This is a genomic window from Nocardia sp. NPDC060220, from assembly GCF_042727815.1.
Taxonomy (GTDB): domain Bacteria; phylum Actinomycetota; class Actinomycetes; order Mycobacteriales; family Mycobacteriaceae; genus Nocardia.
This window is the reverse complement of the sequence record NZ_JBHWZY010000006.1, coordinates 1-24568: the sequence shown is the minus strand read 5'-3', so window position 1 is coordinate 24568 and position 24568 is coordinate 1. Positions and strand designations below refer to the sequence as shown.

22 protein-coding genes and 2 pseudogenes are annotated in these 24568 nt (G+C 68.3%); 11 read left to right on the top strand and 13 right to left on the bottom strand.

The annotated features are described in order from the left end of the window. Positions 1-163 precede the first annotated feature (163 nt). A complete protein-coding gene (locus ACFWF3_RS00840; RefSeq protein ID WP_379311926.1) occupies positions 164-1750 on the top strand; it encodes an FAD-dependent oxidoreductase in 1587 nt (528 codons plus the stop codon). A 56-nt stretch (positions 1751-1806) separates the two neighbouring features. Here ACFWF3_RS00840 and ACFWF3_RS00835 read toward each other — a convergent pair whose 3' ends face one another. Then, positions 1807-2568, bottom strand: a complete 762-nt coding sequence (locus tag ACFWF3_RS00835) for a glucose 1-dehydrogenase (RefSeq protein WP_379311925.1) — start codon at positions 2566-2568, stop codon at positions 1807-1809. Positions 2569-3092: 524 nt separating this feature from the next. On the opposite strand from ACFWF3_RS00835, the gene ACFWF3_RS00830 reads away from it, so the two are divergent. From ACFWF3_RS00830 to ACFWF3_RS00820, 3 genes are all read left to right on the top strand, one after another. Continuing rightward, positions 3093-5339 (top strand): Hsp70 family protein, encoded by a 2247-nt coding sequence (locus tag ACFWF3_RS00830; protein ID WP_379311924.1) that lies wholly within the window; start codon positions 3093-3095, stop codon positions 5337-5339. A gap of 154 nt (positions 5340-5493) precedes the next feature. Continuing rightward, the gene (locus tag ACFWF3_RS00825; protein WP_379311923.1) at positions 5494-5640 is read left to right on the top strand and encodes a hypothetical protein; all 147 of its coding nucleotides are present in this window, start codon (positions 5494-5496) and stop codon (positions 5638-5640) included. A 186-nt stretch (positions 5641-5826) separates the two neighbouring features. Continuing rightward, positions 5827-6624 carry an HAD family hydrolase gene (locus ACFWF3_RS00820; RefSeq protein ID WP_379311922.1) on the top strand — a complete coding sequence of 266 codons (798 nt, stop codon included), beginning with the start codon at positions 5827-5829 and terminating at the stop codon, positions 6622-6624. Positions 6625-6667: 43 nt separating this feature from the next. On the opposite strand, the gene ACFWF3_RS00815 is transcribed toward ACFWF3_RS00820, so the two are convergent. Next, entirely contained in the window at positions 6668-7078 is a 411-nt protein-coding gene (locus ACFWF3_RS00815) for a VOC family protein (protein WP_378993829.1), read from the bottom strand. Between the two features lie 94 nt (positions 7079-7172). On the opposite strand from ACFWF3_RS00815, the gene ACFWF3_RS00810 reads away from it, so the two are divergent. Beyond that, the gene (locus tag ACFWF3_RS00810) at positions 7173-8111 is read left to right on the top strand and encodes a helix-turn-helix transcriptional regulator (protein WP_379311921.1); all 939 of its coding nucleotides are present in this window, start codon (positions 7173-7175) and stop codon (positions 8109-8111) included. A 75-nt stretch (positions 8112-8186) separates the two neighbouring features. On the opposite strand, the gene ACFWF3_RS00805 is transcribed toward ACFWF3_RS00810, so the two are convergent. Beyond that, entirely contained in the window at positions 8187-8882 is a 696-nt protein-coding gene (locus ACFWF3_RS00805; RefSeq protein ID WP_379311920.1) for an SGNH/GDSL hydrolase family protein, read from the bottom strand. A gap of 16 nt (positions 8883-8898) precedes the next feature. Beyond that, positions 8899-10317, bottom strand: coding sequence for an MFS transporter (locus ACFWF3_RS00800; protein ID WP_379311919.1), 1419 nt, complete (start codon positions 10315-10317; stop codon positions 8899-8901). A 104-nt stretch (positions 10318-10421) separates the two neighbouring features. On the opposite strand from ACFWF3_RS00800, the gene ACFWF3_RS00795 reads away from it, so the two are divergent. Continuing rightward, on the top strand, positions 10422-11045 hold the full coding sequence (locus ACFWF3_RS00795; RefSeq protein WP_379311918.1) for a TetR/AcrR family transcriptional regulator: 624 nt from the start codon (positions 10422-10424) through the stop codon (positions 11043-11045). Between the two features lie 51 nt (positions 11046-11096). On the opposite strand, the gene ACFWF3_RS00790 is transcribed toward ACFWF3_RS00795, so the two are convergent. From ACFWF3_RS00790 to ACFWF3_RS00765, 6 genes are all read right to left on the bottom strand, one after another. Continuing rightward, positions 11097-12056, bottom strand: coding sequence for a hypothetical protein (locus ACFWF3_RS00790; RefSeq protein WP_379311917.1), 960 nt, complete (start codon positions 12054-12056; stop codon positions 11097-11099). Positions 12057-12394: 338 nt separating this feature from the next. Then, positions 12395-13255 (bottom strand): sirohydrochlorin chelatase, encoded by an 861-nt coding sequence (locus tag ACFWF3_RS00785; protein WP_379311916.1) that lies wholly within the window; start codon positions 13253-13255, stop codon positions 12395-12397. Beyond that, complete coding sequence (locus ACFWF3_RS00780) at positions 13255-14550, bottom strand: sulfate adenylyltransferase subunit 1 (RefSeq protein WP_378993844.1); 1296 nt, start codon at positions 14548-14550, stop codon at positions 13255-13257. Before ACFWF3_RS00780 ends, ACFWF3_RS00785 begins: the two co-directional genes overlap by 1 nt. Then, positions 14550-15527, bottom strand: a complete 978-nt coding sequence (gene cysD / locus ACFWF3_RS00775) for a sulfate adenylyltransferase subunit CysD (protein WP_378993846.1) — start codon at positions 15525-15527, stop codon at positions 14550-14552. Before cysD ends, ACFWF3_RS00780 begins: the two co-directional genes overlap by 1 nt. Beyond that, positions 15506-16225, bottom strand: a complete 720-nt coding sequence (locus ACFWF3_RS00770) for a phosphoadenylyl-sulfate reductase (RefSeq protein ID WP_379311915.1) — start codon at positions 16223-16225, stop codon at positions 15506-15508. Before ACFWF3_RS00770 ends, cysD begins: the two co-directional genes overlap by 22 nt. Positions 16226-16245: 20 nt before the next feature. After that, entirely contained in the window at positions 16246-18030 is a 1785-nt protein-coding gene (locus ACFWF3_RS00765) for a nitrite/sulfite reductase (RefSeq protein ID WP_379311914.1), read from the bottom strand. Positions 18031-18465: 435 nt separating this feature from the next. Here ACFWF3_RS00765 and ACFWF3_RS00760 point away from each other — a divergent pair, with 435 nt between their 5' ends. From ACFWF3_RS00760 to ACFWF3_RS00750, 3 genes and pseudogenes are all read left to right on the top strand, one after another. Further along, positions 18466-18894, top strand: coding sequence for an SgcJ/EcaC family oxidoreductase (locus ACFWF3_RS00760; protein WP_379311913.1), 429 nt, complete (start codon positions 18466-18468; stop codon positions 18892-18894). An 84-nt stretch (positions 18895-18978) separates the two neighbouring features. After that, positions 18979-20166, top strand: coding sequence for a radical SAM family heme chaperone HemW (gene hemW / locus ACFWF3_RS00755; RefSeq protein WP_379311927.1), 1188 nt, complete (start codon positions 18979-18981; stop codon positions 20164-20166). A 160-nt stretch (positions 20167-20326) separates the two neighbouring features. Further along, positions 20327-21496 (top strand): annotated as a pseudogene (locus ACFWF3_RS00750) (phospholipase C); the annotation flags it as partial. A 36-nt stretch (positions 21497-21532) separates the two neighbouring features. On the opposite strand, the gene ACFWF3_RS00745 reads toward ACFWF3_RS00750, so the two are convergent. Beyond that, positions 21533-21745 carry a hypothetical protein gene (locus tag ACFWF3_RS00745; protein ID WP_378994104.1) on the bottom strand — a complete coding sequence of 71 codons (213 nt, stop codon included), beginning with the start codon at positions 21743-21745 and terminating at the stop codon, positions 21533-21535. A 148-nt stretch (positions 21746-21893) separates the two neighbouring features. Between ACFWF3_RS00745 and coaE the strand changes: the two genes are divergently transcribed. Beyond that, positions 21894-23096 (top strand): dephospho-CoA kinase, encoded by a 1203-nt coding sequence (gene coaE / locus ACFWF3_RS00740; protein ID WP_379311912.1) that lies wholly within the window; start codon positions 21894-21896, stop codon positions 23094-23096. A 120-nt stretch (positions 23097-23216) separates the two neighbouring features. After that, positions 23217-23648 (top strand): hypothetical protein, encoded by a 432-nt coding sequence (locus ACFWF3_RS00735; RefSeq protein WP_378661173.1) that lies wholly within the window; start codon positions 23217-23219, stop codon positions 23646-23648. 29 nt (positions 23649-23677) lie between these two features. Here the strand turns inward: ACFWF3_RS00735 and ACFWF3_RS00730 are convergent, their stop codons facing one another. Together ACFWF3_RS00730 and ACFWF3_RS00725 are read right to left on the bottom strand one after the other, a co-directional pair. After that, positions 23678-24229, bottom strand: a complete 552-nt coding sequence (locus tag ACFWF3_RS00730) for a DUF402 domain-containing protein (protein WP_378994109.1) — start codon at positions 24227-24229, stop codon at positions 23678-23680. A 46-nt stretch (positions 24230-24275) separates the two neighbouring features. Continuing rightward, positions 24276-24568 (bottom strand): annotated as a pseudogene (locus tag ACFWF3_RS00725) (hypothetical protein); the annotation flags it as partial.

Here is a 24568-nt window from a genome sequence, read left to right as displayed (position 1 = left end):
CGCCGATTACTTCATCGACGTGCGCGCGCTCGCCGAGGAGATCGGTCTGATGAACCCGGTCGCCCGCAAGGTGTGGAAGATGTTCGGCATCGACGGCCCGTCCAGCCGGTACCGCTCGGAGCCCAAGCGCTCCGCTAAGCACGCCGCCTGAGACGATAGCAATATGCCATATGTCGTTACCCAGTCATGCTGTAGTGACGCCTCGTGCGTCTACGCATGCCCGGTCAACTGTATTCATCCCACCCCGGATGAGCCGGATTTCCGTACCGCAGAGATGCTCTACGTCGATCCGGCGGCCTGCGTGGACTGTGGTGCCTGTGCCACCGCATGCCCCGTCGATGCCATCACCTCGTCGAAGAAGCTGACCGACGAGCAGAAGCCGTTCATCGAGATCAACGCCGACTTCTACCGCGTGCAGCGGGATCGGCCGACGTTGGCCGCGCCGGTGATGCCGCCCGCGATCGACACGCAGCGCTCCCCGCTGCGCGTCGCCATCGTGGGATCGGGTCCCTCGGCGATGTACGCCGCTGACGAGCTGCTCACCCAGCCCGGTGTCGCGGTCACGATGTTCGACCGCCTGCCGCAGGCCTACGGGCTGGCGCGCCTGGGCGTCGCGCCCGATCACAAGCACACCCGTAAGGTCGCCGACCTGTTCGACATCATGTCGAAGCAGGACGACTTCGGTACCTACCTCGATGTCGAGATCGGCAAGCACATCAGCCATGCCGAGCTGCTCGAGCACTTCCACGGCGTGATCTACGCCGTGGGCGCGTCCTCGGATCGCAAGCTGGACATTCCTGGCGAAGGCTTGGCGGGCAATGTGTCGGCCACCGACTTCGTCGCCTGGTACAACGGCCATCCCGACCACGCCGAGGACCGGTTCGACCTGAACCAGAAGCGGGTCGTGATCGTCGGCAACGGCAACGTCGCGCTCGACGTCGCCCGCATCCTGACCGTGAATCCGGCGCTGCTCGCCGACACTGATATCGCGCCGTACGCGCTGAAGGCATTGCGCGAGAGCAAGATCGAAGAGGTCGTGATCCTGGGCCGTCGTGGTCCGGCCGAGTCGGCGTTCACGGTGCCCGAGTTCGTCGGCCTGCTGGCCGCCGATATCGACATCTCGATCGACGGCGAGCTGCCCGCGATCACGCCGGATCTGCCCTACAAGGTGGAGCAGAAGCTGCGCCTGCTGCACAGCGTCGCGAATCGCCCGTTCGGTGAGCGTAAGCGCATCGTGTTCCGCTACCTGTCCTCGCCGGTGGAGATCGTCGGCACCGACACGGTGACCGGGGTACGGGTGGAGCGCAACGAGCTCGTCGCCGATGCCGAAGGTCGCGTGGCCGCCACGCCGACCGGTGATACGACACTGCTCGAGGCCGGTGTCGTGCTCACCTCGGTCGGCTACCGAGGGGTGCCGACTGTGGATCTGCCGTTCGACGACGCTCGCGCGGTGATCCCGAACGACGCGGGCCGGGTGCTCACCGCACCCGGTGGTGAGGTCTTCCCCGGCACGTATGTGACCGGCTGGATCAAGCGGGGCCCGACCGGTTTCATCGGGACCAACAAGTCGTGTGCGCAGGAGACCGTGCAGCAGCTCGCCGACGATTTCAACGGCGGCACGTTGCGCGAGCCCACCCGTGACGCGGCCGAGTTCGACCGACTCGTTCGCGCCCGTCGCCCGCAGGCGGTCGCCCGCGGGGCCGCGGTGCAGCGGGAACGTTCGGTGAAGCGGCTGTTCGCTCGCAGCTGATCGAAAGCGAAGGCCCGCAACGTCACTGGGAGACGTTGCGGGCCTTTCGTATGCGCCTACTGCGCGGTGAAGCCGCCGTCCGCGGCGATGGCCGCACCGGTGACGAACGACGCCTCGCTGCTGAGCAGGAAGGCGCACACCGCGGCGACCTCGTCGGGCTGGGAGATCCGGCCCATCGGGTGCAGCGCCGCGATGGCCGCCTCTGCCTCGGGAGTCGCGCCCATCGAGGCGCGGAACGCCGGGGTGTCGACCGCGCCGGAGATCAGCGCGTTGACCCGCACACCCGTCGCCGCGGTCTCAAGCGCCACCGACCGGGTGAGTCCGACGACGGCGTGCTTGGCGGCCACATACGGCGCCACGTGCGCCATGCCGACCACTCCGAGGTTGGAGGCGTTGTTCAGGATCGCGCCGCCGCCGGAGGCGGTGATGGCCGGAACCTGGTGGCGCAGACCGTAGAAGACGCCGTCGAGGTTCAGATCCAGGTCGGCGCGCCAGGACGTGGTATCGATCTCGGCGATCGGCCCGAAGGCGTTCACCGCGCCCGCGTTGTTGAACGCCGCGTCGAGGCGGCCGTACTCGGTGAGCGCGGCCTGGGTGAGTCGTTCGACATCGGCATCGACGGTGACATCGGTCGCGACGAACAGCGCGCGGCCGCCCGTCGCCCTGATCTGCTCGGCGACCTGCTCGCCCTGGTCCTTGCCGCGGGAGCCGAGAACCACGGCGGCTCCCTCGGACGCGACTCGCAGTGCGACCGCCTTGCCGATGCCGGAGCCGGCGCCGGTGATGAGTACGACCTGGTCGGCGAATCGAGTGGACATGCGTAGTGCCTTCTTTCCCTTGGTTTTTCGAACATCGGCTCGGTGTCTCTCCGTCCTTTCAGTCAACCGGCGCGCGCAGGGTCGTGCTGGCGGGATTCGGTCGCTGCATTGACGTGTCACTGAAAGTGGGCCGACTTCGAAATGGGGGAATGTAATTCGCCGCCAGTGAAATCGCGTTGGTAGTAAATGAATTGGTTACCAGCCGGTAAGTGCGCTGAATGCGCGGGATAACAAACTTGAAGAATGTATTCAGTGGGCGCTCTGTCCGATTACTCGCAGGTAGCTGCTTCTCGGAGTCTGTGAATCGCGGGGAGGGTGTTCAGGGGGGTGGATATGTTGGCTTCAATGATCTCACCTGCATGAATCGCCTTGTGGCGACGCATGGTTGCGGTTTCCGTATCAATCCGGCAGCAATTCGCGGACGTGCCAGTTAATCTAGGCGAGCTGTTTGGAAGACGACCGCGGCCACATGGTGCGCTCGCGTGCTGGACGTGGTCACGGTGCGTTGACGGGATAGCAAAAACATGACCAGAGGTCTGGGCTTGAGTATCGGTGCGGTCAATGCGATTTCGGCGGTAGTCGCCGACGATCCGGCCAAACCGGCGGTGCGAACACGACGCACCGCACTGACATTCGACGACGCGGGCAGGCCCCGTATCGGCGCGATCAACGAATTCGCCTCGGCGATCACGGATTTCGCGGATCTCACGCGCGAGCCCGAGCCGATGGTGATGGGTGGAAGGTTCTACTCGGCGACCAACCTGATCGCCGCGGTGGTCACCGGTCTGATCGAGCTGGCCGAACCGCCCGCCGGGATCGTGTTGACCTATCCGGCGGTCTATACCGACAAACAGGTCTCGTTACTCGGCCAGGCGCTGCATCTCGCGGGCGCCGGTGAGGTCCTGTTGGTGCCGGAACCGGTCGCCGCCGCGGAATGGCTCGAGGTCGATCGCGGCCCACTGGAACCGGGCTTCGTGCTCGTCTACGACCTGGGCGCCACCAGCCTCGACCTCACCGTCCTGCGTGTCGGTCCCGACTGGCCGCACCACCCGATGGTCGGGACTCCCACGCGGTCCACCGATTTCGGTGGCAAGCCGCTCGGCGAGATGGTCGCTCGCTACGCGGGCGACCCGGGTCCGGGCCGCGCGACCCAGACCCTCACCTCCATGGTGAACATCGACGCGCTGCGCGCCGAGCACATCCGCGACACCTTCCCGCTGGTCAGCAAGAGCGTGTCCGCAGCGGGGCTGCGGCTCGCGGACCTGTCGCGCATTCTCGTTGTCGGCGGTGCCTCGCGTCCGCCCGAAGTCGCCCGCACCCTCGCCGAACTCGGCGTTCCGCTCGTCACCGTCGCCGACCCCGGCCAGGTGATCGCCTCGGGCGCGGCGGGTTTGGCGGCTCGCACCTTCGCGCCGGAGCAGCAAAACGGTGGCCCGGTGCCGCACGTGGCGGTGTTCTCCAGCGCGGCAGTCGTTTCCGCGCTCGCCATGTCGGCGATGACCGTGTTCGGCAGCCCCTTCGACCCCGGCCTGATGCCGGTACTCGACCGGTTCCCGGTGCTGGGCGCTCCCGCCGACGCGTTGCTCTACGACATGAGTGCCGACCTCCTCGCCGCCCGAACCGCAGGTCTGGTCAGCGATGTCGACCCGCTCAACGGCCGCATCCGGGTGGCGGGCATAGCCGCGGCCCGCAGCGCCTACGAGAACTTCATCGCCCCCGCGACCGCGCCCGGCGGCACATCACGCCCCGGCGGCAGCGCCGACCGCGGCGCCCCCGGCCGCCTGGACGTCAGCAACGACTGCAAGTCGCCGGTCCTCGCCCGTACCACCTACGGCGACCCGGCCCGCTTCATCAACCCCTTACCGTTCGGCCAACAGGCTGCCCAGCCCCAGAACACGCCGACCAACCCCGGCACCCCCGAACTTCCCCACAGCGGCCCGGTCTCGAGCCCCGGCACTCCTGCGGTGCCGGGCACTCCGACCTCGCCCGGCACTGTTCCCGCGGTAGGTACCGCGCCGTCGCCGGGTACGGCCCCGACGGACGGCACGTCCACACCGACGGGTGGCACATCCACGCCGAGTACGGGCGGCGTGACGATCGATGTCGGGAGATCCACCCCGACCGGTGGAACCAGCACCGGCACAACACCTTCCAGCCCCGGCACCTCGACCGGCGGGACCGGTGGCACCACCTCGGGCGGAACGCCGACCGGCGGTACGACCGACGGGGATACCGCAGGCGGCTCGACCGGTGGTGGAACATCGAGCGGCACAGGAACTTCCGGCGGCTCGACTGGCGGCGGGGCGTCTGATGGCGGTGCATCGAACGGCGGCGGCACCGGCGGTGGTGGTGCGTCTGGCGGTGGATCCGACGGTGGTGCTTCCGGTGGCGGTGCCTCAGGCGGCGGCGCGTCAGGCGGTGGTGCGTCCGGTGGCGGCGCGTCCAGTGGTGGTGGATCCGACGGTGGTGCGTCCGGTGGCGGCGCGTCCGGTGGTGGTGCGTCCAGTGGCGGCGCGTCAGGTGGTGGTGCGTCCGGTGGTGGTGCGTCAGGCGGTGGCGTGTCAGGTGGTGCGTCCTCCGGCGGCGGATCCGACAGCGGTGTGTCCTCCGGTGGTGCGTCCTCCGGTGGTGCGTCATCAGGGGGTGCGTCATCAGGGGGTGCGTCCTCCGGCGGCGCTTCCTCGGGAGGCTCCAAAGGTGGCGCATCGGCAGGTGGCTCCACCGGTGGCGGTGGCGGCGGTGGCGGTGGCGGTGGCGGCTCACGCCGCTGACCATGGGTCACGCCCGTTGCGGCCGCCGCGGCATCAATGTTCTTGCTACTGACAGGTCGGCCTTGCCTCGCCGGTGGGATGAACATCCGATCGGCGAACGAGGTCGGGCGCGAGAACGGGAACTCTAGGGCTTCGTTGTAGGCGACATCGACGAATGCACTCCGCACGTGAAGAGTTCGACGTCATCGTCGCTGGAGAACGCCTGGGGGTGCTGAGTGTCCTCGAACACGCAGTGCACGAGCGCGCCACCGCCGACGAGCTCTTCCTCCGACGGCTCCGGCTCTCGCTGCTGATCGGCTGACGCGCCTGCGTAGCCCGGCCGCGGTATCACGTCCATGTCGCGGGGCTCGCTGCGACATGGACGGGTGTGCCACGAGAGTCGATCTCGCGGTCCGCAGCCACGGCGATGCGGTTCGCGCGGCCGGTCGTCGGAGCGCTGGTAGTGAAACCGGGGTGGGCTGTCGGTGGGTGCGGGCACAATAGGGCGGTGGGTTTAGCTGGGGGAGCGCCGAAGCTGATTGCGCTCGATGTGGATGGGACCCTGCTGGCGAAGGGGGTCGATATCAGCGCGCGGGTGGGGGCGGTGGTGCGAGCGGCGGTGTCGGCTGGCGCGCATGTGGTGGTGACCACCGGGCGTACGGTGCTCACCACACGTCCGGTGCTGAGCGAGCTCGGGCTCGCCGAGGGGCATGCGTTGTGTTCCAACGGTGCTGTGCACATCGATGTGGCGCGTGGCGAGCCGGTCGCGGTCCAGTCGTTCGATCCGGGACCTGCCGTACTCGCGCTGCGCGCACTGTTCCCAGCGATGATCTTCGCCGCGGAACAGGTGGGCGTCGGTACCTGGGCGACGGGGCACGGGCCGGGGGAGTTCTCGATCGGCGACTTCCGATTGGTCGACCACCGCACACTGAGCAGTGTGCCGACCCCGCGCCTCAACGGCTGGTGGCCCGACGGCAGCCCCGACGAAATGTTGCGCCTCCTACAGGAATTCGATGTGCCCGATGCCTCCTGGGTGCACGGCGAGTACGGTCCGTGGCTCACGGTCTCCCGGCGCGGTGTGTCCAAAGGCTGGGCACTGGAACGACTTCGGCTCCTCCTCGGCGTAGAGGCCGATGCGACCCTGGCCATCGGCGACGGTTTCAACGACCGGGAGATGTTGCGCTGGGCGGCACATTCGGTAGCGATGGCAGGCTCGCCCGACGCGGTGCTCGCCCTCGCCGACGAGGTGACCGGAGACGTCAGTGAGGACGGAGTGGCCACCGTCCTCGAGCGCTGGTTCGCCTGAGCACCGCGGTTGTCGCCACCGGTGCCACAGCCTGACGCGGGACCTAGGTCGGCATCGACGCGGTCATCGCCACATAGTGGGGGTTCGCCATGATCCCGAGCACATTGCCGAACGGATCTAGCACCGCCGCGGTCGCGAACCCGGCTCCTTCGCCGCGTTCGGTGATCGGCTCGTACTCGGTGGCGCCGAGCTCGAGCAACCGGGCGAAGGTGGCCGCGAGGTCGTCGACCTGCCAGAACACGACTCCGCCTCCACCCGGTGCATTGCGTGCGCCTGCCGGGGCATACGCGCGGTTGATGATGCCCAGCTCGGCTTGCAACGGCCCGAGCCGAAACTCGTAGTACCCGCCGGGTACCTCGTAATACGGCGCGATGCCGAGGAATTCGCTGTACCAGTCCTTGGCGGCGGTGAGGTCGTCGGCGTAATAGGTGGTGGTGGCCATTCCGCGCAGCATGTCTGCTCCATTCGGTTGTCGCTTCGGTGTGACAACGACCTTGCCAGCCAAAGTGCTCACCGAATGAGCACTTTGTTCGGCAGAATTGCCGAGTATGCGAGCGGACAGATTGGTAGCCACCCTGTTGTTGATGCAGGCACGCGGGCGGGTGACGGCCGCGGAGGTCGCGGCCGAGCTCGAAGTCTCGGTGGCGACGGCCCGCCGTGACCTGGAGGCTTTGTCGGCCGCGGGCATCCCGGTCTATCCGCAATCGGGTCGCGGGGGCGGTTGGTCGCTGATCGGCGGCGCCCGCACAGACCTGTCCGGGCTGACGGCGGGGGAGACCAGGGCGCTGTTCCTGCTCGCGGGTCCGGCGGCCCAGGCCGCCCCCGAACTGAAGTCCGCCCTTCGCAAACTGGTCCGCGCCCTGCCGCACACTTTCCGCGCCGATGCGGCCGCCGCAGCCGACGCGGTTGTGGTCGATCCGGCGCGGTGGGGTCGCCCCGATCCTCGAGCACCCGCGGTGCTCGACACGCTGCGCCGCTCGGTGGTGGATCGCCGCCGCGTGCGCATCGAATACCTGCGCAAGGGGGAACGCACGGTCCGCACGATCGATCCGTGGGGCCTGGTCGAGAAGGAGACGGTCTGGTATCTCATCGCGGGCACCGACCGCGGGCAGCGAACCTTCCGCCTCGACCGGATCGCCGACGCCATCACGCTCGACGAAACAGCCGACCGACCAGCGGATTTCGATCTCCACGCGGAATGGGCGCAGGTCGTCGAGCAGATGGAGGGGCGGCGCGCCGCCGTTTCCGCGACGGTTCTCGTCTCCACCGAGCTCGCCCCCATCCTGGCCGATCAGCAGGGCCGCAACTGCACTCTGCTCGGCCCGGCACCCGACGGTCGGGTGCGAGCACAGATCTCCGCCGATACCGCGAACATGGTCGCCCGGCAGCTGGCGGGCTGGGGCGGCGACGTGGAGGTGGTCGGTCCTGCCGAGGTGAGATCCGAACTGGTCGCACTCGGTACTCGATTGGTGCACGACAACAGGTGAGCGACGCATCGGCGCACAAGCCGTTGCCGACTGAGGTCTGTGCGGGGCGATCCTGCTGCGACCGCCCCGCCTCCACTACGACCTGTCGATGAGCGAGGCCAGCGACCTGACCACCTCACCGGCCACCACCGCGTGCCCACTCGTGGTGAAGTGGATGAGGTCCGCGCTCATCAACTCGGGTCTCGACCGCAGCGGATGGTTCCAGAATTCGGTGAGCACCGCATCGAATTCGGCGGCCACCGCCCGCACCACCTCGTTGAACGCGATCATCTGCGGCCGCATGGCTCGCATCGGGGCCATCCGCTCGACCGACCACACGTCGGCCACGGTGAAAATCGACAGCTGTGCCCCGGTGGCGGCCAGCGCGGTGAGGATCGTCGACAGATTCGTGTGCAGTTGATCGATGTCACCGCCCGCGGTGAACAGGTCGTTGCCGCCGCAGCTGAGGTGCACGAGATCCGGTGCGAACTCCAGGATTTCGGCGAGCTGGCGGTCGATGACCTGACCGCTGGTCGCGCCTATCCGGCCCGTATTGCGATAGGCCAGTGTGGAATTCACCGACGTGAGGTGTGCCGCGACCCGATCGGCCCAGCCGGTGGGAGCGTATCCGGGACTGGGGTCACCCGTCCCCGCGGCGATCGAATCGCCGAGCACCGCGAAACGCTGCCACGGTGCCCCCGCGAGCAGTGCGGCGGCCTGCTCCGGCGCCAGTACCAGCGGATCGTCGGCCTCGGCGGAGAACTGCACGGAGAGCGGTGTGCTGGAAGACATGTCGATCTCCTCTGGTTCAGTCGGTCGAACGAGCCCGCGACGGCGCGGCGAGCAGCAGGGCGACGGCGAGGTTGATGGCCGCGCACACGGCGAACAGCAGGTGGAAGCCGCGAAGGGGGTCGTCGGAGGTCGCCGAGAAGATGGCCGCCAGGACGGCGATGCCGAGTGCTCCGCCCACCTGCCGGGCGGTGACGTTCATTCCGATACCCGCCGCGAACTGTTGCGGTGGAACAGAACTCGCCGCCGCGGTGCCGAACACCGTGACGACGATGCCGATCCCGCCGCCGCCGAGCACGCCCGCCGGAATCCACGCTGTCCACAGCGCGGGTTCGGGCCCGAAGGCGTCGGTGCTCATCCAGACCAGCGCGGCTGTCGACATCAGCGCACCGAGCACACCTACCCACCGCTGGCCTGCCGGCGTCGTAATCCGCCCGGTGACAACGGCGGTCACCATCGAGGCCACCGCGCCGACGGTCAGCGCCGCCGCCGATTCGAGGACGGAGTAGCCCCAGATGGCATCGAGGAACAGCGGACCGGCCAGCAGCCAGGCGAACATCGAGGCGCCGAACAGGAACGAACCCGCATTCGCCACGGCGAATTGCCGATCACGCCACAGTGCCACGGCGACAGCGGGATTGGCGTGCCGACGGGAGCGAAGCAACGCGAACGTGGTCAGCGCCAGACCGCCGAGCAAGGCGATGAGCGTGCCGGGTGCGGTCCACCCCCACGACTGGCCTTCGGTGACGGCCGCGACGATCGCACCGAGCCCGATCGCGACGGCGAGCGTGCCGAGCGGATCGGGCAGCGTCGTCTCGCGGGAGCCCTGGTCGCCGCCGGGCAGCCGCAGCCCCGGCACGATCAGCGCCAACGCGATCGGCACATTGATCAGGAACACCGCGCGCCAGCCGAACGCCTCGACCAACGCGCCACCCAGCGCCGGGCCGACCACCGCCGCGAAACCACCGGCGGCCGACCAGGCTCCGATGGCGGCGCCGATCTTCGCTCGGGGCGTGGCCTCCAGGACCAGCCCGAGTGCCGCGGGCACCATGAACGCCGCCGCGATGCCCTGCAGGACCCGTCCGGCGATGAGCCAGCCCGCGCCGGGCGCCAGGCCGCACAGCAGCGAGGTGATGGCGAATCCGGCCAGTGCCAGCGCGAACAGACGACGGCGACCCAGTGCGTCGGCGATGCGCCCGGCCGGGGTGAGCAGCGCCGCGAACGCGATCGCGTAACCGCTGACGATCCAGGTCAGCGTCCCGGTGGGGGTGCCGGGATAGCTCAGGGCGATCGTCGGGAACGCGATGTTGACGACCGAGAGGTCGAGGAAGGCGATGAATGCCGCGCCCGAGGCGACGGCGAGGGTGCGGCCTGCGGCGCTGCTGTCGGGAGTAGCTGTGCTGAGCGGATCTTCGGGCCGAGCTGTCACGTCGGTCATGCGGAGTCCTTCGAGGGGGGAGAAATAAGAACGTACGATCGTTCGTAAATAAAAGTACGACCGATCGTTCGCCTTCGCAACCCCGCAGTGGAACAATGATGCACATGACCCAGTTGTCGGAACCGAGCGATCAGCGGTTGGCCAAGGGCGCCCGTGCGCGCGCCACCATCGCCCGGCGCGCCGCCGAACTCGCCTCTGTCGAGGGTCTCGACGGTCTCAGCATCGGCCGGCTCGCCACCGACCTCGGCATCAGCAAGAGCGGCATCGCCACCCTCTTCGGTACCAAAGAGGCGCTCCAACTCGCCGCCGTTCAGGCGGGCCGTGACATCTTCATCGAACGAGTCATCGCCCCCGGCCTGCGCGCGCCACGCGGTGGAACCCGGGTTCGCGCGCTGATCGACGGCTGGTTCGCGCACATCGAGAATCCGCCCTTCCCCGGCGGCTGCTTCCGGGTGGCCACCCTCACCGAATTCAGCAGCAAGCCCGGTCCCGTGCGCGACGCCGTCGTCGCCGACCACGACTACTGGCTGTCCTTCCTGGCCGGCGAGGTCCGGAAGGCTCAGGCCATGGGCGAACTCGCCGACGTCGACCCCGATCTGCTGGTCTTCGAACTGGACGCGATCGTGAGCGCCGCCAATGTCGCTCGCCAGACCGGTGATTCGGCTCGTGTGGAAGCGGCCCGCACCATCGCGGCCCGCTTGTTGTCGGACGCGCCGAGTCGAACGTAGCCGACCGAGTTCGCGGATGTGCTCTGGCCTGACACGGCAACAGTCGCCGTGTCAGGGAGTCGTGATCTCCAGAGTGGTGAGGGTGAATGCGGCTGTCCGGACGACATCGTTGTGCTGGAAGTCCAGGAACAGGCGGTAGGTCCCGGGGCCCGGAACCGCCGTGTGGAAGGTGACTTCGGGACCCGAAGGCGTGACTCCGTCGCCGGGTTCGCCGTTGGGGTGGACGTGGACGTACGCGAGGTCGCCCGCGCGCAGGATGACGAGGTGGCCGAAAGCCGCCAGGTACGGCTGCAGATCTGTCACCGGCTCGCCGTCTTTGCGCACGGTGAGCGTCAGTAGATCGCCCTCGGCGCGCAACTCACCGGCCACTGTCACCTGATAGCCGTCGACCTCGGTGGTGCGGTTCACCACCGGAACCGGCTGTGGCGCATAGTGTCCCGCGATCGCCAGATCGGCGCCGAGGGTGATGGTGCGGCCGAGTGCGCGCGGTGCGATATCGGTGAACACCCGATAAGCCCCGGCTTCGGGGAGGTCCAGCTGGATCACCCAGGTGCCGTCCGCTTCCCGTCGCGGGTGTACATGCCAGAACCCGGTCAGCTCGCGACGCGCCACGATCAGGTGCAGTTCGCGATCGTGAATCGCGTCGAACTCGGTCACTGCCGACCCGTCCGGGCCGAGAATCCGGAATCGGAAGTCGATCTTGCCGGGCTCGGCGATCGTGGTGTCGAGGTCGAGGGTGTACCCGTCCTGCGTAATCCGCAGGCCCCCGGGCAGGCCCGCATCGAGCCCGGCTGCGTGTGTGCCGTGTCCGGCGTGAGTGCCACCGCCGTGCTCGGAGTGGGCCTCGTGTCCTTCATGGGCGCCACCCTGCGGCGCGTGACCGTTGTGCCGGGCGTGCGCACCGCCGTCGTGTTCGGCGTGTCCGCCGTGCGCGGTGCTCTGTTCGACGTGACCGGGCTGGGCTGCGGCGTTGACGTGTGCGGTGTGTCCGGCGTGGGCGTTGGTGGTCATCGTTTCGCCTCTCTCAGTTCGCTGTGCGTTGATACGAACATATACCCCTGGGGGGTATATCGTAAGAGTGGAATGCGTGTGAGCTGCGCCACCGTGGATGCCGAGTCCGGTTGTGCCGAGAGCCGCACCAGTAGACGCGATACAGGCGAACTTCTGGCCGTAGAGGTGATGGCGACGTCGATCCGAAGTGAAGGCGCGGATCGTCGCGGGTGCGGATGTGGGCAGCGCGAACCTCGCGCTCGCGTCCCGAACCGGTCGGAGCGGGCTCGGCCGAATCGAGGGCAGCGCGAGGGGTTACCCCATTCGGGGCGGGACCAAGCGGCCCGGATCTGCTGGGATCAGGCCGAGAGTACGAGCTCGGTGGCGACGGAAGTGTCGTATCGAGCCCAGATCACGTCGACCAGCGCGGAGTGTGCTCCGATCACGTCGGCATGCACGACCTCGGGCGCGGCCGCGACCAGCCGGTCGGTGAGCAGCCCCGGCGCCAGAAACCACGGCGCGACGACGATGCGTTCGGCGCCGCGGGCGCGCAGCTGATCCACCGCCAGATCGACACTGGGTTCGACTGTCGCGAAGCACATTTCAGTAGGGCAGCCGGTCACCGCCGCCAGTCGTCGAGATACCACCGCGGTCCGCCGATTGGCCGCGGCGTCGCGCGAACCGACCGCGGCGACGGCGATTCCGACCGGAGCATCACTCAACGGATTTGTTGTGGCAGCGAGCGCACCCGGAAAGGCTGGGACCAACGGTGTGACCAGGGTGGGGAGCAGGGGGCGGAGGTGGCACGAGAGTGCGACTCGGTCGGCCACCGCGGCGATGAGCAGCGGATCGGGGCCGAGTACCGCCGCCTGGGTGAGTTGCAGCCGGGGATGACGGCGGCCTGCCTCGGCCAGTAGCGCCGGAAGGTCGACCCGCGCGTGAAAAGCGTTGCCCAGCAGGAGCGGAACGACGATCACGTCGGTGTGCCCCTGGGTGGCGAGGTCGTCGACCACCTCGTCCACCGAGGGCGTGCTGAGATCCAGAAAAGCCAGCCGGACCGGGATATCGGGCCGGGCAGCGGCAACGTCGGCGACCACGGCCGCCATGGTCGCCGCCGAACGCGGATCGCGGCTGCCATGGGCAACCGCGATCAACGCGGGCCCGCCCGCGCCGCGCGGCACCGCAACGGCACCACGCGGCGGAGCGGGCAGGCGATACATCAGACCGCGGTACCGACCTCGACCGAGGTCAGCACGTCGCCGACCAGGCCGGCCGCGAGCGTGTTGCCACCGGCGGGGTCGATCAGCAGGAACGACCCGGTGTGCCGGTTGGTGCGGTAGTCGTCGGCCGGGATCGGCTCGGCCAAGCGCAGCGAGACGCGACCGATGTCGTTGAGCTCCAACGACTCCGGGCCGGCCTGTGCGGTGAGCGTCTGCTCGTCGAACCGCTCCACGAGCGCGCCGACGATGGCCTGGGTGGTCTTGGCGCCGTGCTTGAGCAGCAGCCGGGCGCCGGGACGCAGACCCTTGTCGCCGAGCCAGCACACGGTCGCGTCGAAGGTGTCGATCGACTCCGGCGCGTCGTGCACCGAGGCGATGATGTCGCCGCGTGAGATGTCGACCTCGTCGGCCAGGATCAGCGTCACGCTGCGCCCGACCTGCGCCACGGCCAGTTCGCCGTCCGGGGTGTCGATGCGCTCGACGGTGGTCTTCTTACCCGAGGGCAGCACCACGATCTCGTCGCCGGGTGACACCGAACCGGCCGCGATCTGACCCGCGTAACCCCGGTAGTCGGGGTATTCGGCCGTGCGCGGACGGATCACGTACTGCACCGGGAAACGCAGACCCAGCGCGTGCGTACCAGTCGAATCAGCATCCACCGGAACGGACTCCAGGTGCTCGATCAGCGACGGGCCGTTGTAGTACGGGGTGTTCTCGGAGCGGCTGGCGATGTTGTCGCCGTGCAGCGCCGAGACCGGGATCTCGATGACGTCCTCGGTGGCCCAGCCCAGCTTCGAGGTGAGCTCGTTGAACTCGGCGGAGATCTCGGCGAACACCTCGGCCGGGTTGTCGACGAGGTCGATCTTGTTCACCGCGAGCACCAGACGCGGCACACCGAGCAGTGCCAGCACGGCCGCATGGCGACGGGTCTGCTCGATGACGCCCTTGCGTGCGTCGGTCAGCAGGATCACCAGCTGCGCCGTGGACGCGCCCGACACCGTGTTGCGGGTGTACTGCACGTGCCCCGGCGTATCGGCCAGCACGAAAGACCGCTTGGGCGTGGCGAAGTAGCGGTACGCCACGTCGATGGTGATGCCCTGCTCACGCTCGGCGCGCAGGCCGTCGACGAGCAGCGACAGGTCCGGCGTGGACAGTCCACGGTCGACCGAGGCGCGGGTGACCGCGTCGATCTGATCGGCCAGCACGGACTTCGTGTCGTAGAGCAGCCGTCCGACCAGCGTGGACTTGCCATCGTCGACAGAACCGGCGGTGGCCAGCCTCAATAGGTCGGACATCAGAAATAACCCTCTCGCTTGCGGTCTTCCATGGCGGCTTCGGACACACGGTCGTCGCCGCGCGTAGCGCCACGTTCGGTCAGTCGTGACGCCGCGACCTCGGCCAGGATGGCCTGGTTGTCGGCGGCGTCGGAGATGATGGCGCCGGTGGTGGAGCCGTCGCCGACGGTGCGGTAGCGCACCGAACGGGTCTCGAGGACCTCGTTCTCGTTCGGGCCGCCCCACACGCCGGGCGTCATCCACATGCCGTCACGGGAGTACACCGGACGCTCGTGCGCGTAGTAGATCGACGCCAGGTCGATGTCCTCGCGGGCGATGTAGCGCCAGATATCGAGCTCGGTCCAGTTGCTCAGCGGGAACACGCGCACGTGCTCACCCGGCGCGTGCTTGCCGTTGTAGAGGTTCCACAGCTCGGGGCGCTGACGCTTCGGATCCCACTGCCCGAAGGCGTTGCGCAGCGAGAAGATCCGCTCCTTGGCCCGCGAGCGCTCCTCGTCGCGACGACCGCCGCCGAAGACCGCGTCGAAGCGGTGCTCGGTGATGGCGTCGAGCAACGGCACGGTCTGCAACGGGTTGCGGATACCGTCGGGGCGCTCGGTCAGGCGGCCGTCGGCCAGGTACTCCTCGACCGAGGCCACGTGCAGGCGAAGGCCGTAGCGCTCGACCACTTTGTCGCGGAACTCGAGCACCTCGTCGAGGTTGTGGCCGGTGTCCACGTGCAGCAGCGTGAACGGTAGCGGCGCGGGCCAGAAGGCCTTGAGCGCCAGGTGCAGCAGGACGGTGGAGTCCTTGCCGCCGGAGAACAGGATCACGGGACGCTCGAATTCGCCCGCGACCTCACGGAAGATGTGGATCGCCTCGGATTCCAGCGCCGCGAGGGTGTCGAACTCGGACAGGCCGAGTTCGCGTTCGGTGGTGTTGGTACTCACAGGCTCACTCCCAGTGGTGGTGATGGTCATGATTGGTGCAATCCGCATTCGGTCTTGGCGATACCGGCCCAGCGGCCGCTGCGCGGATCGGACCCCGGCTCGGGCTTGCGCGTGCACGGCGCGCAGCCGATGGACGGGTAGCCCTCCTCCACCAGGGGATTGACGAGAATGCCGTTGGCCTCGATGTAGGCCTGCATCTCGTCGTCGGACCACGGTGCGATCGGGTTGATCTTCACCAGGCCGAAGGCTTCGTCGAACGAGATCAGTGGCGCGTTGGCGCGGGTGGGCGCCTCGACGCGGCGGATGCCGGTGATCCACGCGTTGTAGCCGCTCAGCGACTTCTTCAGCGGGACCACCTTGCGCAGCCGGCAGCATTCGGCGGCGTCGCGGGCGAACAGATCCTTGCCGAGCAGTTCGTCCTGCTCGGTGACGCTCGCCTCGGGGCGCACGTTCACCACATTCACCCCGTACACGGCCTCGACCGCGTCGCGGGTGCCGATGGTCTCGGCGAAGTGGTAGCCGGTGTCGAGGAACAGCACGTCCACACCGGGACGGGTCTGCGCGGCCAGGTGGACCAGCACACCGTCCTGCATGTTCGAGGCGACGATGTAGCCGTTCCCGAAGTTGCGGTCGGTCCAGGCGATCAGGTCGGCGGGTGAGGCGTCGGGGCCCAGCTCCGCCGCGCCCTGCTCGGCGAGCGCGCGCAATTCGGCTTCGGACAGTTTGGCCGCGAGATTCGTTGTCACAGTGGGGATCTCCTCATCGACTATCGGAGGTCGGCCTCGTCGGCGCGCACAGCCCACACCGCGAAGCGTTCCCCGGATTCCCGGTTCTTGACGAAGTTGCGGACGACGCGATCGATGTAGTCACCGAGCTCGACGCTGGTCACCTTGTGCTGACGCAACTTCCGGCCGAACGCGCTGTCCAGGCCGAGGCTGCCACCGAGATGAACCTGGAAACCCTCCACCTGATTCCCGGTGCCGTCGTCGACGAGCTGGCCCTTGAAGCCGATGTCGGCGATCTGGGACCGGCCGCACGAGTTCGGGCACCCGTTGATGTTGATGGTGATCGGCACGTCGAGTTCGGCGTTGATGTCGGCCAGGCGCTGCTCGAGTTCGGGTGCGAGCACCTGCGAACGCTTGCGGGTCTCGACGAAGGACAGCTTGCAGAACTCGATGCCGCTGCAGGCGAGGAGGTTTCGACGCCAGACCGAGGGGCGGGCCTGCAGGCCGAGCGGTTCGAGTTCGTCGATCAGCGCGTCGACCTGGTCGTCGGGGATGTCGAGGACGATCAGCTTCTGGTACGGGGTGAAGCGGATGCGATCCGAGCCGTACTTCTCGGCGGCGTCGGCGACCTTGCTCAGGATGGTGCCCGAGACGCGACCGGCGATGGGGGAGAAGCCGACGGAGTTCAGGCCGTTGCGCAGCTTCTGGACACCGACGTGGTCGATGGGCTTGGCCGGCTGCACGGGTGCCGGACCGTCGATGAGCTTGCGCTTCAGGTACTCGTCCTCGAGTACCTGACGGAACTTCTCGATGCCCCAGTCCTTGATCAGGAACTTCAGGCGGGCCTTGGTGCGCAGGCGGCGGTAGCCGTAGTCGCGGTAGAGCGAGACGACCGCTTCCCACACGTCGGGGACCTCTTCGAGGGGCACGAAAGCGCCGACGCGCTGCGCCAGCATCGGGTTGGTGGACAGACCGCCGCCGACCCAGAGATCGAGGCCGGGGCCGTGCTCGGGGTGGTTCACGCCGACGAAGGCGATGTCGTTGATCTCGTGCACCACGTCCTGCTGGCCCGAGATCGCGGTCTTGAACTTGCGGGGAAGGTTCGAGTACTCCTTCTTCCCGATGTAGCGCTTGACGATCTCGTCGATCGCCCAGGTGGGGTCGATGATCTCGTCGAGCGACTCGCCCGCGAGCGGCGAACCGAGGACCACGCGCGGGCAGTCGCCGCACGCCTCGGTGGTGTGCAGACCGACCGACTCGAGCCGGCGCCAGATTTCCGGGACGTTCTCGACCTCGATCCAGTGGTACTGGACGTTCTCGCGGTCGGACAGGTCGGCGGTGTCGCGGCCGAACTCGGTGGAGATCTGGCCGACCGTGCGCAGCTGAGCGGCGGAAAGCGCACCGCCGTCGCACCGCACCCGCATCATGAAGTACTTGGCTTCGAGCAGGTCGATGTTGTCGTCGTCGGTGAAGGTGCCGTCGTAGCCCTCTTCACGCTGGGTGTAGAGACCCCACCAGCGGAAACGGCCACGCAGGTCGGCTTTGTCGATCGAGTCGAAGCCGCCCTTGGCGTAGATGTTCTCGATGCGCGAACGCACGTTGAGCGGGTTGTCGTCTTTCTTGGACTGCTCGTTCGGGTTCAGCGGCTCGCGGTAGCCGAGGGCCCACTGGCCTTCGGACCGGCGGCGGACCGGCTTGCCGGTGCGGGCGCGCGGTGCGACCGGGGCATCGGTGCTCGGGCGGGCCGGGCGCTGGGCAGCTGAACGCTCAGTGCGGGCCTGCGCCGTCGACTGTTCGGTCGAACCGGCGTCGGTGCTCGACGTCATGGGTGGTCGCTCCTGCGGGGGTGTTGGGACATCCGTGCTGAAGGCGCGAGGGGCTGGCTCGCGTCAGGGGAGTCAGCGGGCCGATGAAAGTCGAAGGCACCGGGGGATACCCGGGCGTGGACGCCGCTGCGCTACCGGTGGAAACCGGGCCGACAACAGGCGCTGCAGACACGCTGGAAGTCGACGTGGCGACGGGCCACGAGTCGTACTCCAGTTGCGTGCATGTGGCTATTGTGCCACGTCAGCCTGGTCGTTCCGACCGCAAGGAGATATTTCCCGCACTTTTGGGGGAAATTCCCTGGACGGCCGTCCTGTTCTGTGACGGGGGTCATAGGCCGCCGCCCGGAACCGGGCTGTGATACCCCGCGCGGGCATGTGTGCGGTGCCGCACAGCGCGGTTGACCTGGATCGCACTCGAGGTTGCACAGTAGTGCCATGAGCAATGACGCCACTGCCGCCGGTCAGACCCCCGCCGATCTCGGCACCGAACTCGCGGCCATCCGCGCCGTCGTCGACACCATCGCACACGCCCAGGCCAACGAACTGGCCGAGGAGTTCGTCGCCGTCTTCCGGGAAGACGCGATCTGGACCACCGGTCACGGCAAGCGGCTGTTCGGGCGCCCGGCCATCGCCGAGTTCACGGCGCAGGTGCTGCCAGGGGCCACGACGCACGGCACCGCGACCTACGAGGTCGAGCACGTGCTGTTCCTGCGGCCCGATGTCGCCGCCGTCAAGATCCGCCAGAGCTACTTCACCCTCGACGGCGAGTTGTCCGGGCAGGGCACGCCGATGTACGTGATGACCAAGGAAGACGGAGCCTGGGTGCTCACCGCCAACCAGAACACGCCCGTCGTGACGGACTGACGTGCGAGGGGCCGGGCGGAGCGCGCTACCAGGGCCCGGCAGACTGGAGGGGTGACTACCAGCGCTGCTTCCGGGGTTCCCGGCGTGACACCGGCCGATGCCGATCGACCGGTGCTGCGCGATTTCGGGAGCGGCGCGTTCGGGGTGTACGTGCACGTGCCCTTCTGCGCCACGCGCTGCGGGTACTGCGACTTCAACACCTATACGGCGGGGGAGCTGGGTACTTCGGCGTCGCCGCAGTCGTGGCTGGAGGCGTTGCGCGGCGAGCTCGCGACCGCCGCGGCCGAGTTCGGTGCCCTGCCGAGCGCGACGCCCGCGGTGTCGACGATCTTCGTCGGCGGCGGGACACCGTCGCTGCTCGGTGGTGACGGGCTGGCGTCGGTTCTCGATGCCGTGCGGGCGAACTTCACCCTGGCCGCCGACGCCGAGGTGACCACCGAATCCAACCCGGAATCCACCTCGCCCGAGTTCTTCGAGCGGCTCCGCGTGGCGGGCTACACCCGGATCTCGCTCGGCATGCAGTCCGCCGCACAGCACGTGCTGAAGGTGCTCGACCGCACGCATACGCCGGGCCGCGCGGTCGCCGCGGCGAAAGAGGCGCGCGCGGCCGGGTTCGACCACGTGAACCTCGATCTGATCTACGGCACCCCGGGCGAGACCGATGCCGATCTGGATCTGAGTCTGGACGCGGTGCTGGCCGCCGGTGTCGATCATGTCTCCGCCTACTCCCTGATCGTCGAGGACGGAACCGCGCTGGCACGCAAGGTCCGCCGTGGTGAACTGCCCGCACCCGACGACGATGTCCTCGCCGCCCGCTACGAACGCATCGATGCCCGCCTCGCCGACGCCGGTCTGACGTGGTACGAGGTCTCCAATTGGGCCGCGAGCGATGCCGCCCGCTGTCAGCACAACCTGGGCTACTGGGACGGTGGCGACTGGCTCGGCGCCGGCCCCGGCGCGCACAGCCATGTCGGCGGCGTTCGCTGGTGGAACGTCAAGCACCCCGCCCGCTACGCCGACCGTGTCGCCCTGGGCGGTCTCCCCGCCGCGGGCTGGGAGGCCCTCACCGACGACGAGCGCTACACCGAACACCTCATGCTCACCGTCCGCCTCCGGACCGGCCTGCCTCTCGCGGATCTAGCCCCCTCGGCAAGCTCGGCCCTCGACCGCATTCTGGCCGACGGCATGGCCCGCGTCACCGGCGACAATCTGGTCCTCACCGACCGTGGCCGCCTCCTCGCCGACGGCATCGTCCGCGACCTCCTCACCTGACGGCGCGAGGGGGCGCGGGAGCCGTTCTCGGCTGATCGACGGGCTGCTGAACCAGTCGAAGAATCGCGCGAGTGGTGATGTCATCGTGATCTGAATTTCGAGATTTCTCAGGCTTGGGATCGCATCCAAAGATTGCCCGGTCATCCTGGTGTAATCCACCAATGCCTGGCCGGGCATGCACAAGGCATTCAACAACGGCCGCAACGACGGCTGGATGCCGATGTCGGTGGCCTCGGTCGGGCCGGCGAACGCGCCCGCGGCGATGGGTTACTACCTGCCGGAAGACATTCCGATCCACACCGAGCTCGCACAGGCGTTCACGCTGTGCGACAACTACCACTGCTCGGTGCTCGGCCCCACCGACCCCAACCGGCTGTACTGGATGAGCGCGAGCATCGACCCCGACGGTCTGGCGGGCGGTCCGCTGGTGGAGACGCCGACCCTGCTTCCGAAGAACGTCTACAGCTGGCGTACCTACCCGGAGAACCTGTCCGAGGGCGGGGTGCCGTGGAAGATCTACAGCAATCGCGATGTCGGCCCGGCCTCGTCGATGATCCTGGACGGCATGATGGGCTGCTTCACCCAGGCCGCCGACCCGAATTCCGAACTGGCACGACGCGGTATCGCACCGACCTACCCGAACGACTTCCAGGCCGACGTCGCCAACAACACGTTGCCCGCGGTGTCCTGGGTGGTGCCGTCGCTGCTGCACTGCGAACACCCCGCGCTGCCCGCGGCTTTCGGTGCGCTCGGCATAGTGCAGCTCCTCGATATCCTCACCTCGAATCCGGCGGTGTGGGAGAAGACGGCGCTGATCATCAGCTACGACGAGAACGGCGGCTTCTTCGACCACGTCACGCCGCCGACCCCGCCGCCCGGCACCGCGGGCGAATTCCTGACGGTGCCACTGGATCGGGTGCCCGCCGCGGGCGGGATCACCGGCCCGATCGGACTGGGTTACCGGGTGCCGTGCATGGTGATCTCGCCGTACAGCCGCGGTGGGTTGGTCGCCTCGCAGACCTTCGACCACACGTCCCAATTGCGGTTGCTGGAAACCAGATTCGGTGTCGATGTGCCGAATCTGACCGCGTGGCGACGCAGCGTCACCGGCGATATGACGTCCACGTTCGACTTTGCCGCGGCGCCTGATGCCGCGAAACCGGTGCTGCCCGACCCTCGCCCCAAGGCCGACGCGGCGATCGCGCAGTGCGGTCCGAATATCGCGGCGGGCACTCTCGGACAGGGTGTGCCGTACCCGGTGCCGCCGAATGCGATGCCGGCGCAGCAGCCGGGGGCGCGGCGCGCGCCGAGCGGTCTCGTCGGCGTCTGAGCCGGGGGTGGGCTCGGCATCGCGCCGGGCCCACTGTCAGCTCGCGGCGGCGGGCGACCAGTATCCGGTGGCCATGCTCGGGCGTTTGCGCATCGCGGCGAAGCTGTGTCTGGCGGGGGAGAGCAGGGTACTGAACCAGGAGCGCCGGTACTCGGCGAGAGTCGCTGCGACAGGCGGGAATTCGATGCAGTGCACACCGCCCGGCATACCGAGGCGGTGGCGAGCCGCCCGGTGGTTCCTGGTACTCATGATCATCCTCCGGTAGTCGTGCGGCCTTCTCGCCTGCGCGGAAGATTAATCCACGCGACGCGCCCGGCCCGGGATCTTCCGCCGCTCCGGGAATGGGCGTGTCGGAGCAGGTGCCACGGCGCGGCGGCGGGGATGCGAGACTGGGCCCATGTTGCGGATCGGCCTCACCGGAGGCATGGGAGCGGGTAAATCCACAGTGGCGCGGACGCTGGTCGAACTCGGGGCGGTGCTCATCGACTCCGATGCGATCGCCCGCGAGGTCGTCGCCCCCGGGACACCGGGTCTGGCCGCGCTGGTCGAGGAGTTCGGCGAGGGCATTCTGAGCCCCGACGGCAGCCTGGACCGGCCCGCGCTGGCCGCGGTCGCCTTCGCCGACGATGTGTCGCGGGGCAAGCTCAACGCCATCACCCATCCGCTGGTCGGCGCCCGCACCGCGGATCTGATCGGCGAGGCGGCCACCGATGCCGTTGTGGTGCAGGATATTCCGCTCCTGGTCGAGAATGGGCTCGCGCCGCTGATGCAGCTCGTCGTGGTGGTGGGGGCCGAGGAGGAGACCAGGCTGCGCAGGCTGGTCGAACATCGCGGCGTGGCCGAAGCCGACGCGCGAGTCAGGATCGCGGCCCAGGCCACCGACGACCAGCGCCGCGCGGTCGCCGATGTGTGGCTCGACAACAACGGTGCGCCGGAGGTGGTCGAGGCGCAGGTCCGTGACCTGTGGACGCGACGGCTGGTGCCGTTCGAGCGCAATCAGCGCGAGGGCGTCCGGGCGCGAGCCGGCTATGTTCTCGTCACCGACCCGGAATGGGATATGCAGGCGCGCAGGATCATCGCCCGGCTGCACCTGGCCTGCGGTGCGTCGGCGGTGCGCATCGATCACGTCGGATCCACCGCGGTGCACGGGCTCCCCGCCAAGGACATCATCGACATCCAGGTGACGGTGGCCGACATGGCCACGGCCGAATCGCTGACGGATGCCTTGACGGCCGCCGGGTTCCCGCTCGCTCCCCAGGTGACGCACGACAATCCGAAACCGAGTCACGGCGATCCCGAGGGGACCGACCTCGCCCGGTGGGGAAAGCGTCTGCACGGCAACGCCGATCCGGGAAGGCCGGCCAATATCCATCTGCGCGTGCGGGATTCGCTCGGCCAGCGGTTCGCGCTCGATCTGCGTGACTGGTTGCGCGCGAACGAGAGCGCGCGGTCGGAGTACCTGGCGGTCAAGCGCGGAGCCGAGCTCGCGGCGGCGGACCTGACCGGCGACGCGGCCGGTGACGCCTATTACGTGGTGAAGGAACCGTGGTTCGACGCGGTCTATCCGGTGGTCACCGAGTGGGCCACCGCCCGCGCGTGAACCGCGTACCAATCTGTTAAACGTCAATGTTTCGGAAACTGTCCGCACGCTGTCGCGCGCTGTGTAAATTGTGCGAAGTCACTACAGGGTGACTCGATTCACAGGGAAGTTGTAGCGCGTATGACAACACATCACCGTCAGTTCGGCCGTGCGGGCTTCGGCATCACCGCACTCGGCGCCGTCGCCGCCAGCCTCGTGCTGGCCGCTCCGCAGGCCTCGGCCTGGGTCGGCAATCTCGGCGTGGCCGGAACCGACCACAAGGTCGGTTGCAGCTACAAGTTGACCGCCAGCGTCGAGGTCGACCGGCTGACCTCGGTGAAGTTCACCGACAACGGCGTGGATATTCCGGGCAGCCCGGTGTCGCCGTCGCTGCTCTCGGGCACCGTGAGCATCACCTGGAAGCCGACCACGGCGGGCCAGCACAAGCTCGAAGCGCGTCAGCTGCTGATCAGCGACTCGATCACCGTCACCGTGGGTGCGGCGGGCAGCACCGGAAGCGCGTCGTGCGGCGGTGGCCTCGCGGATCTGTTCCCGAGCCTGTCGGCCGGCTGACACCGACTCCCCGCACCGCCCGGACCCGCCTACCGAGGTCCGGGCGGTTCGTCGTTTCGGCGCCAGGTCAGCGTCATTCCGAAGGTGCTCAGCCACTCCTCGAGTGAATAGCCGTGCGCGGCGATCCCGTCGATCGCCGCGGTGGCGTGTTCGATCGCCGCCTGACACTGCGCGGCGTCCAGCAGGCCGTCGGTGTGCGCGGCCAGAAGCTCGTCGACGTCGACGAGCCGGACATCACGCCGAGTGCGGACCAGTACGTCGAGGTAGTGGTCGACCGAGCGCCACAGTGTCGGCGACTCCCTGGTGAACGCGCCCACATCGACATAGATGTCCTGCCACTGCTCGACGCCGGGGTTGTAGTGCAGCTTCGACGCCCGCAGCGACAGCTCCGGCAGCACCCACGATTCCAGGTAGTGGAAGTGCGCGTGATCGGAGTGGCGACCCATGTACAGGCCCCACGGTTCCACCCGATAGATCTCCACCGGCCGGACGAAACCTTTGGGATCGGTGTTCGTTCCGGCCGCGACGTCGAAGTACTCGACCTTGGGTGGATGCACGTGCACGGTGGATGCCTGCGTCATGAGCGCAGAATCTACCGGCGCGTGCCGACCCGCGCCCGGTCGCCGGTCACATCCAGGTCAGGGTGATCTCCTGCGACCGCAACCATTGTTCGACATCGTGGTCGTTGGCCGCCAGCCCGTCGAGCACGTGCGCGGCACGCTCGAATGCCCGGTCGGCGGGCTCGGTGCCGACATGGCCCGCGGCGTGCGCGGCGAGCAGTTCGCTGGACCCGGACAGCGTCGAGGACCGGCCGCGCCGCACCGCGATGTCGAGGAAGTAGTCGGTGGCCCGCCACCGTTTCGGCCCGACCTGGACGCACTCGATGATGTCGAGCACGTAGTCGTGGCTGCGGTGATGGC

Coding starts and splice junctions, on each gene's coding strand:
- ACFWF3_RS00785 (WP_379311916.1), bottom strand. CDS start 13,255: ATGTATCGCCTGCCCGCTCCGCCGCGTGGTGCCGTTGCGGTGCCGCGC.
- ACFWF3_RS00730 (WP_378994109.1), bottom strand. CDS start 24,229: ATGACGCAGGCATCCACCGTGCACGTGCATCCACCCAAGGTCGAGTAC.
- ACFWF3_RS00735 (WP_378661173.1), top strand. CDS start 23,217: ATGACAACACATCACCGTCAGTTCGGCCGTGCGGGCTTCGGCATCACC.
- ACFWF3_RS00810 (WP_379311921.1), top strand. CDS start 7,173: ATGCGAGCGGACAGATTGGTAGCCACCCTGTTGTTGATGCAGGCACGC.
- ACFWF3_RS00840 (WP_379311926.1), top strand. CDS start 164: ATGCCATATGTCGTTACCCAGTCATGCTGTAGTGACGCCTCGTGCGTC.
- ACFWF3_RS00805 (WP_379311920.1), bottom strand. CDS start 8,882: ATGTCTTCCAGCACACCGCTCTCCGTGCAGTTCTCCGCCGAGGCCGAC.
- ACFWF3_RS00790 (WP_379311917.1), bottom strand. CDS start 12,056: ATGACCACCAACGCCCACGCCGGACACACCGCACACGTCAACGCCGCA.
- ACFWF3_RS00830 (WP_379311924.1), top strand. CDS start 3,093: ATGACCAGAGGTCTGGGCTTGAGTATCGGTGCGGTCAATGCGATTTCG.
- ACFWF3_RS00795 (WP_379311918.1), top strand. CDS start 10,422: ATGACCCAGTTGTCGGAACCGAGCGATCAGCGGTTGGCCAAGGGCGCC.
- ACFWF3_RS00815 (WP_378993829.1), bottom strand. CDS start 7,078: ATGCTGCGCGGAATGGCCACCACCACCTATTACGCCGACGACCTCACC.
- ACFWF3_RS00835 (WP_379311925.1), bottom strand. CDS start 2,568: ATGTCCACTCGATTCGCCGACCAGGTCGTACTCATCACCGGCGCCGGC.
- ACFWF3_RS00825 (WP_379311923.1), top strand. CDS start 5,494: ATGCACTCCGCACGTGAAGAGTTCGACGTCATCGTCGCTGGAGAACGC.
- ACFWF3_RS00760 (WP_379311913.1), top strand. CDS start 18,466: ATGAGCAATGACGCCACTGCCGCCGGTCAGACCCCCGCCGATCTCGGC.
- cysD (WP_378993846.1), bottom strand. CDS start 15,527: ATGCGGATTGCACCAATCATGACCATCACCACCACTGGGAGTGAGCCT.
- coaE (WP_379311912.1), top strand. CDS start 21,894: ATGTTGCGGATCGGCCTCACCGGAGGCATGGGAGCGGGTAAATCCACA.
- ACFWF3_RS00780 (WP_378993844.1), bottom strand. CDS start 14,550: ATGTCCGACCTATTGAGGCTGGCCACCGCCGGTTCTGTCGACGATGGC.
- ACFWF3_RS00800 (WP_379311919.1), bottom strand. CDS start 10,317: ATGACCGACGTGACAGCTCGGCCCGAAGATCCGCTCAGCACAGCTACT.
- ACFWF3_RS00745 (WP_378994104.1), bottom strand. CDS start 21,745: ATGAGTACCAGGAACCACCGGGCGGCTCGCCACCGCCTCGGTATGCCG.
- ACFWF3_RS00765 (WP_379311914.1), bottom strand. CDS start 18,030: ATGACGTCGAGCACCGACGCCGGTTCGACCGAACAGTCGACGGCGCAG.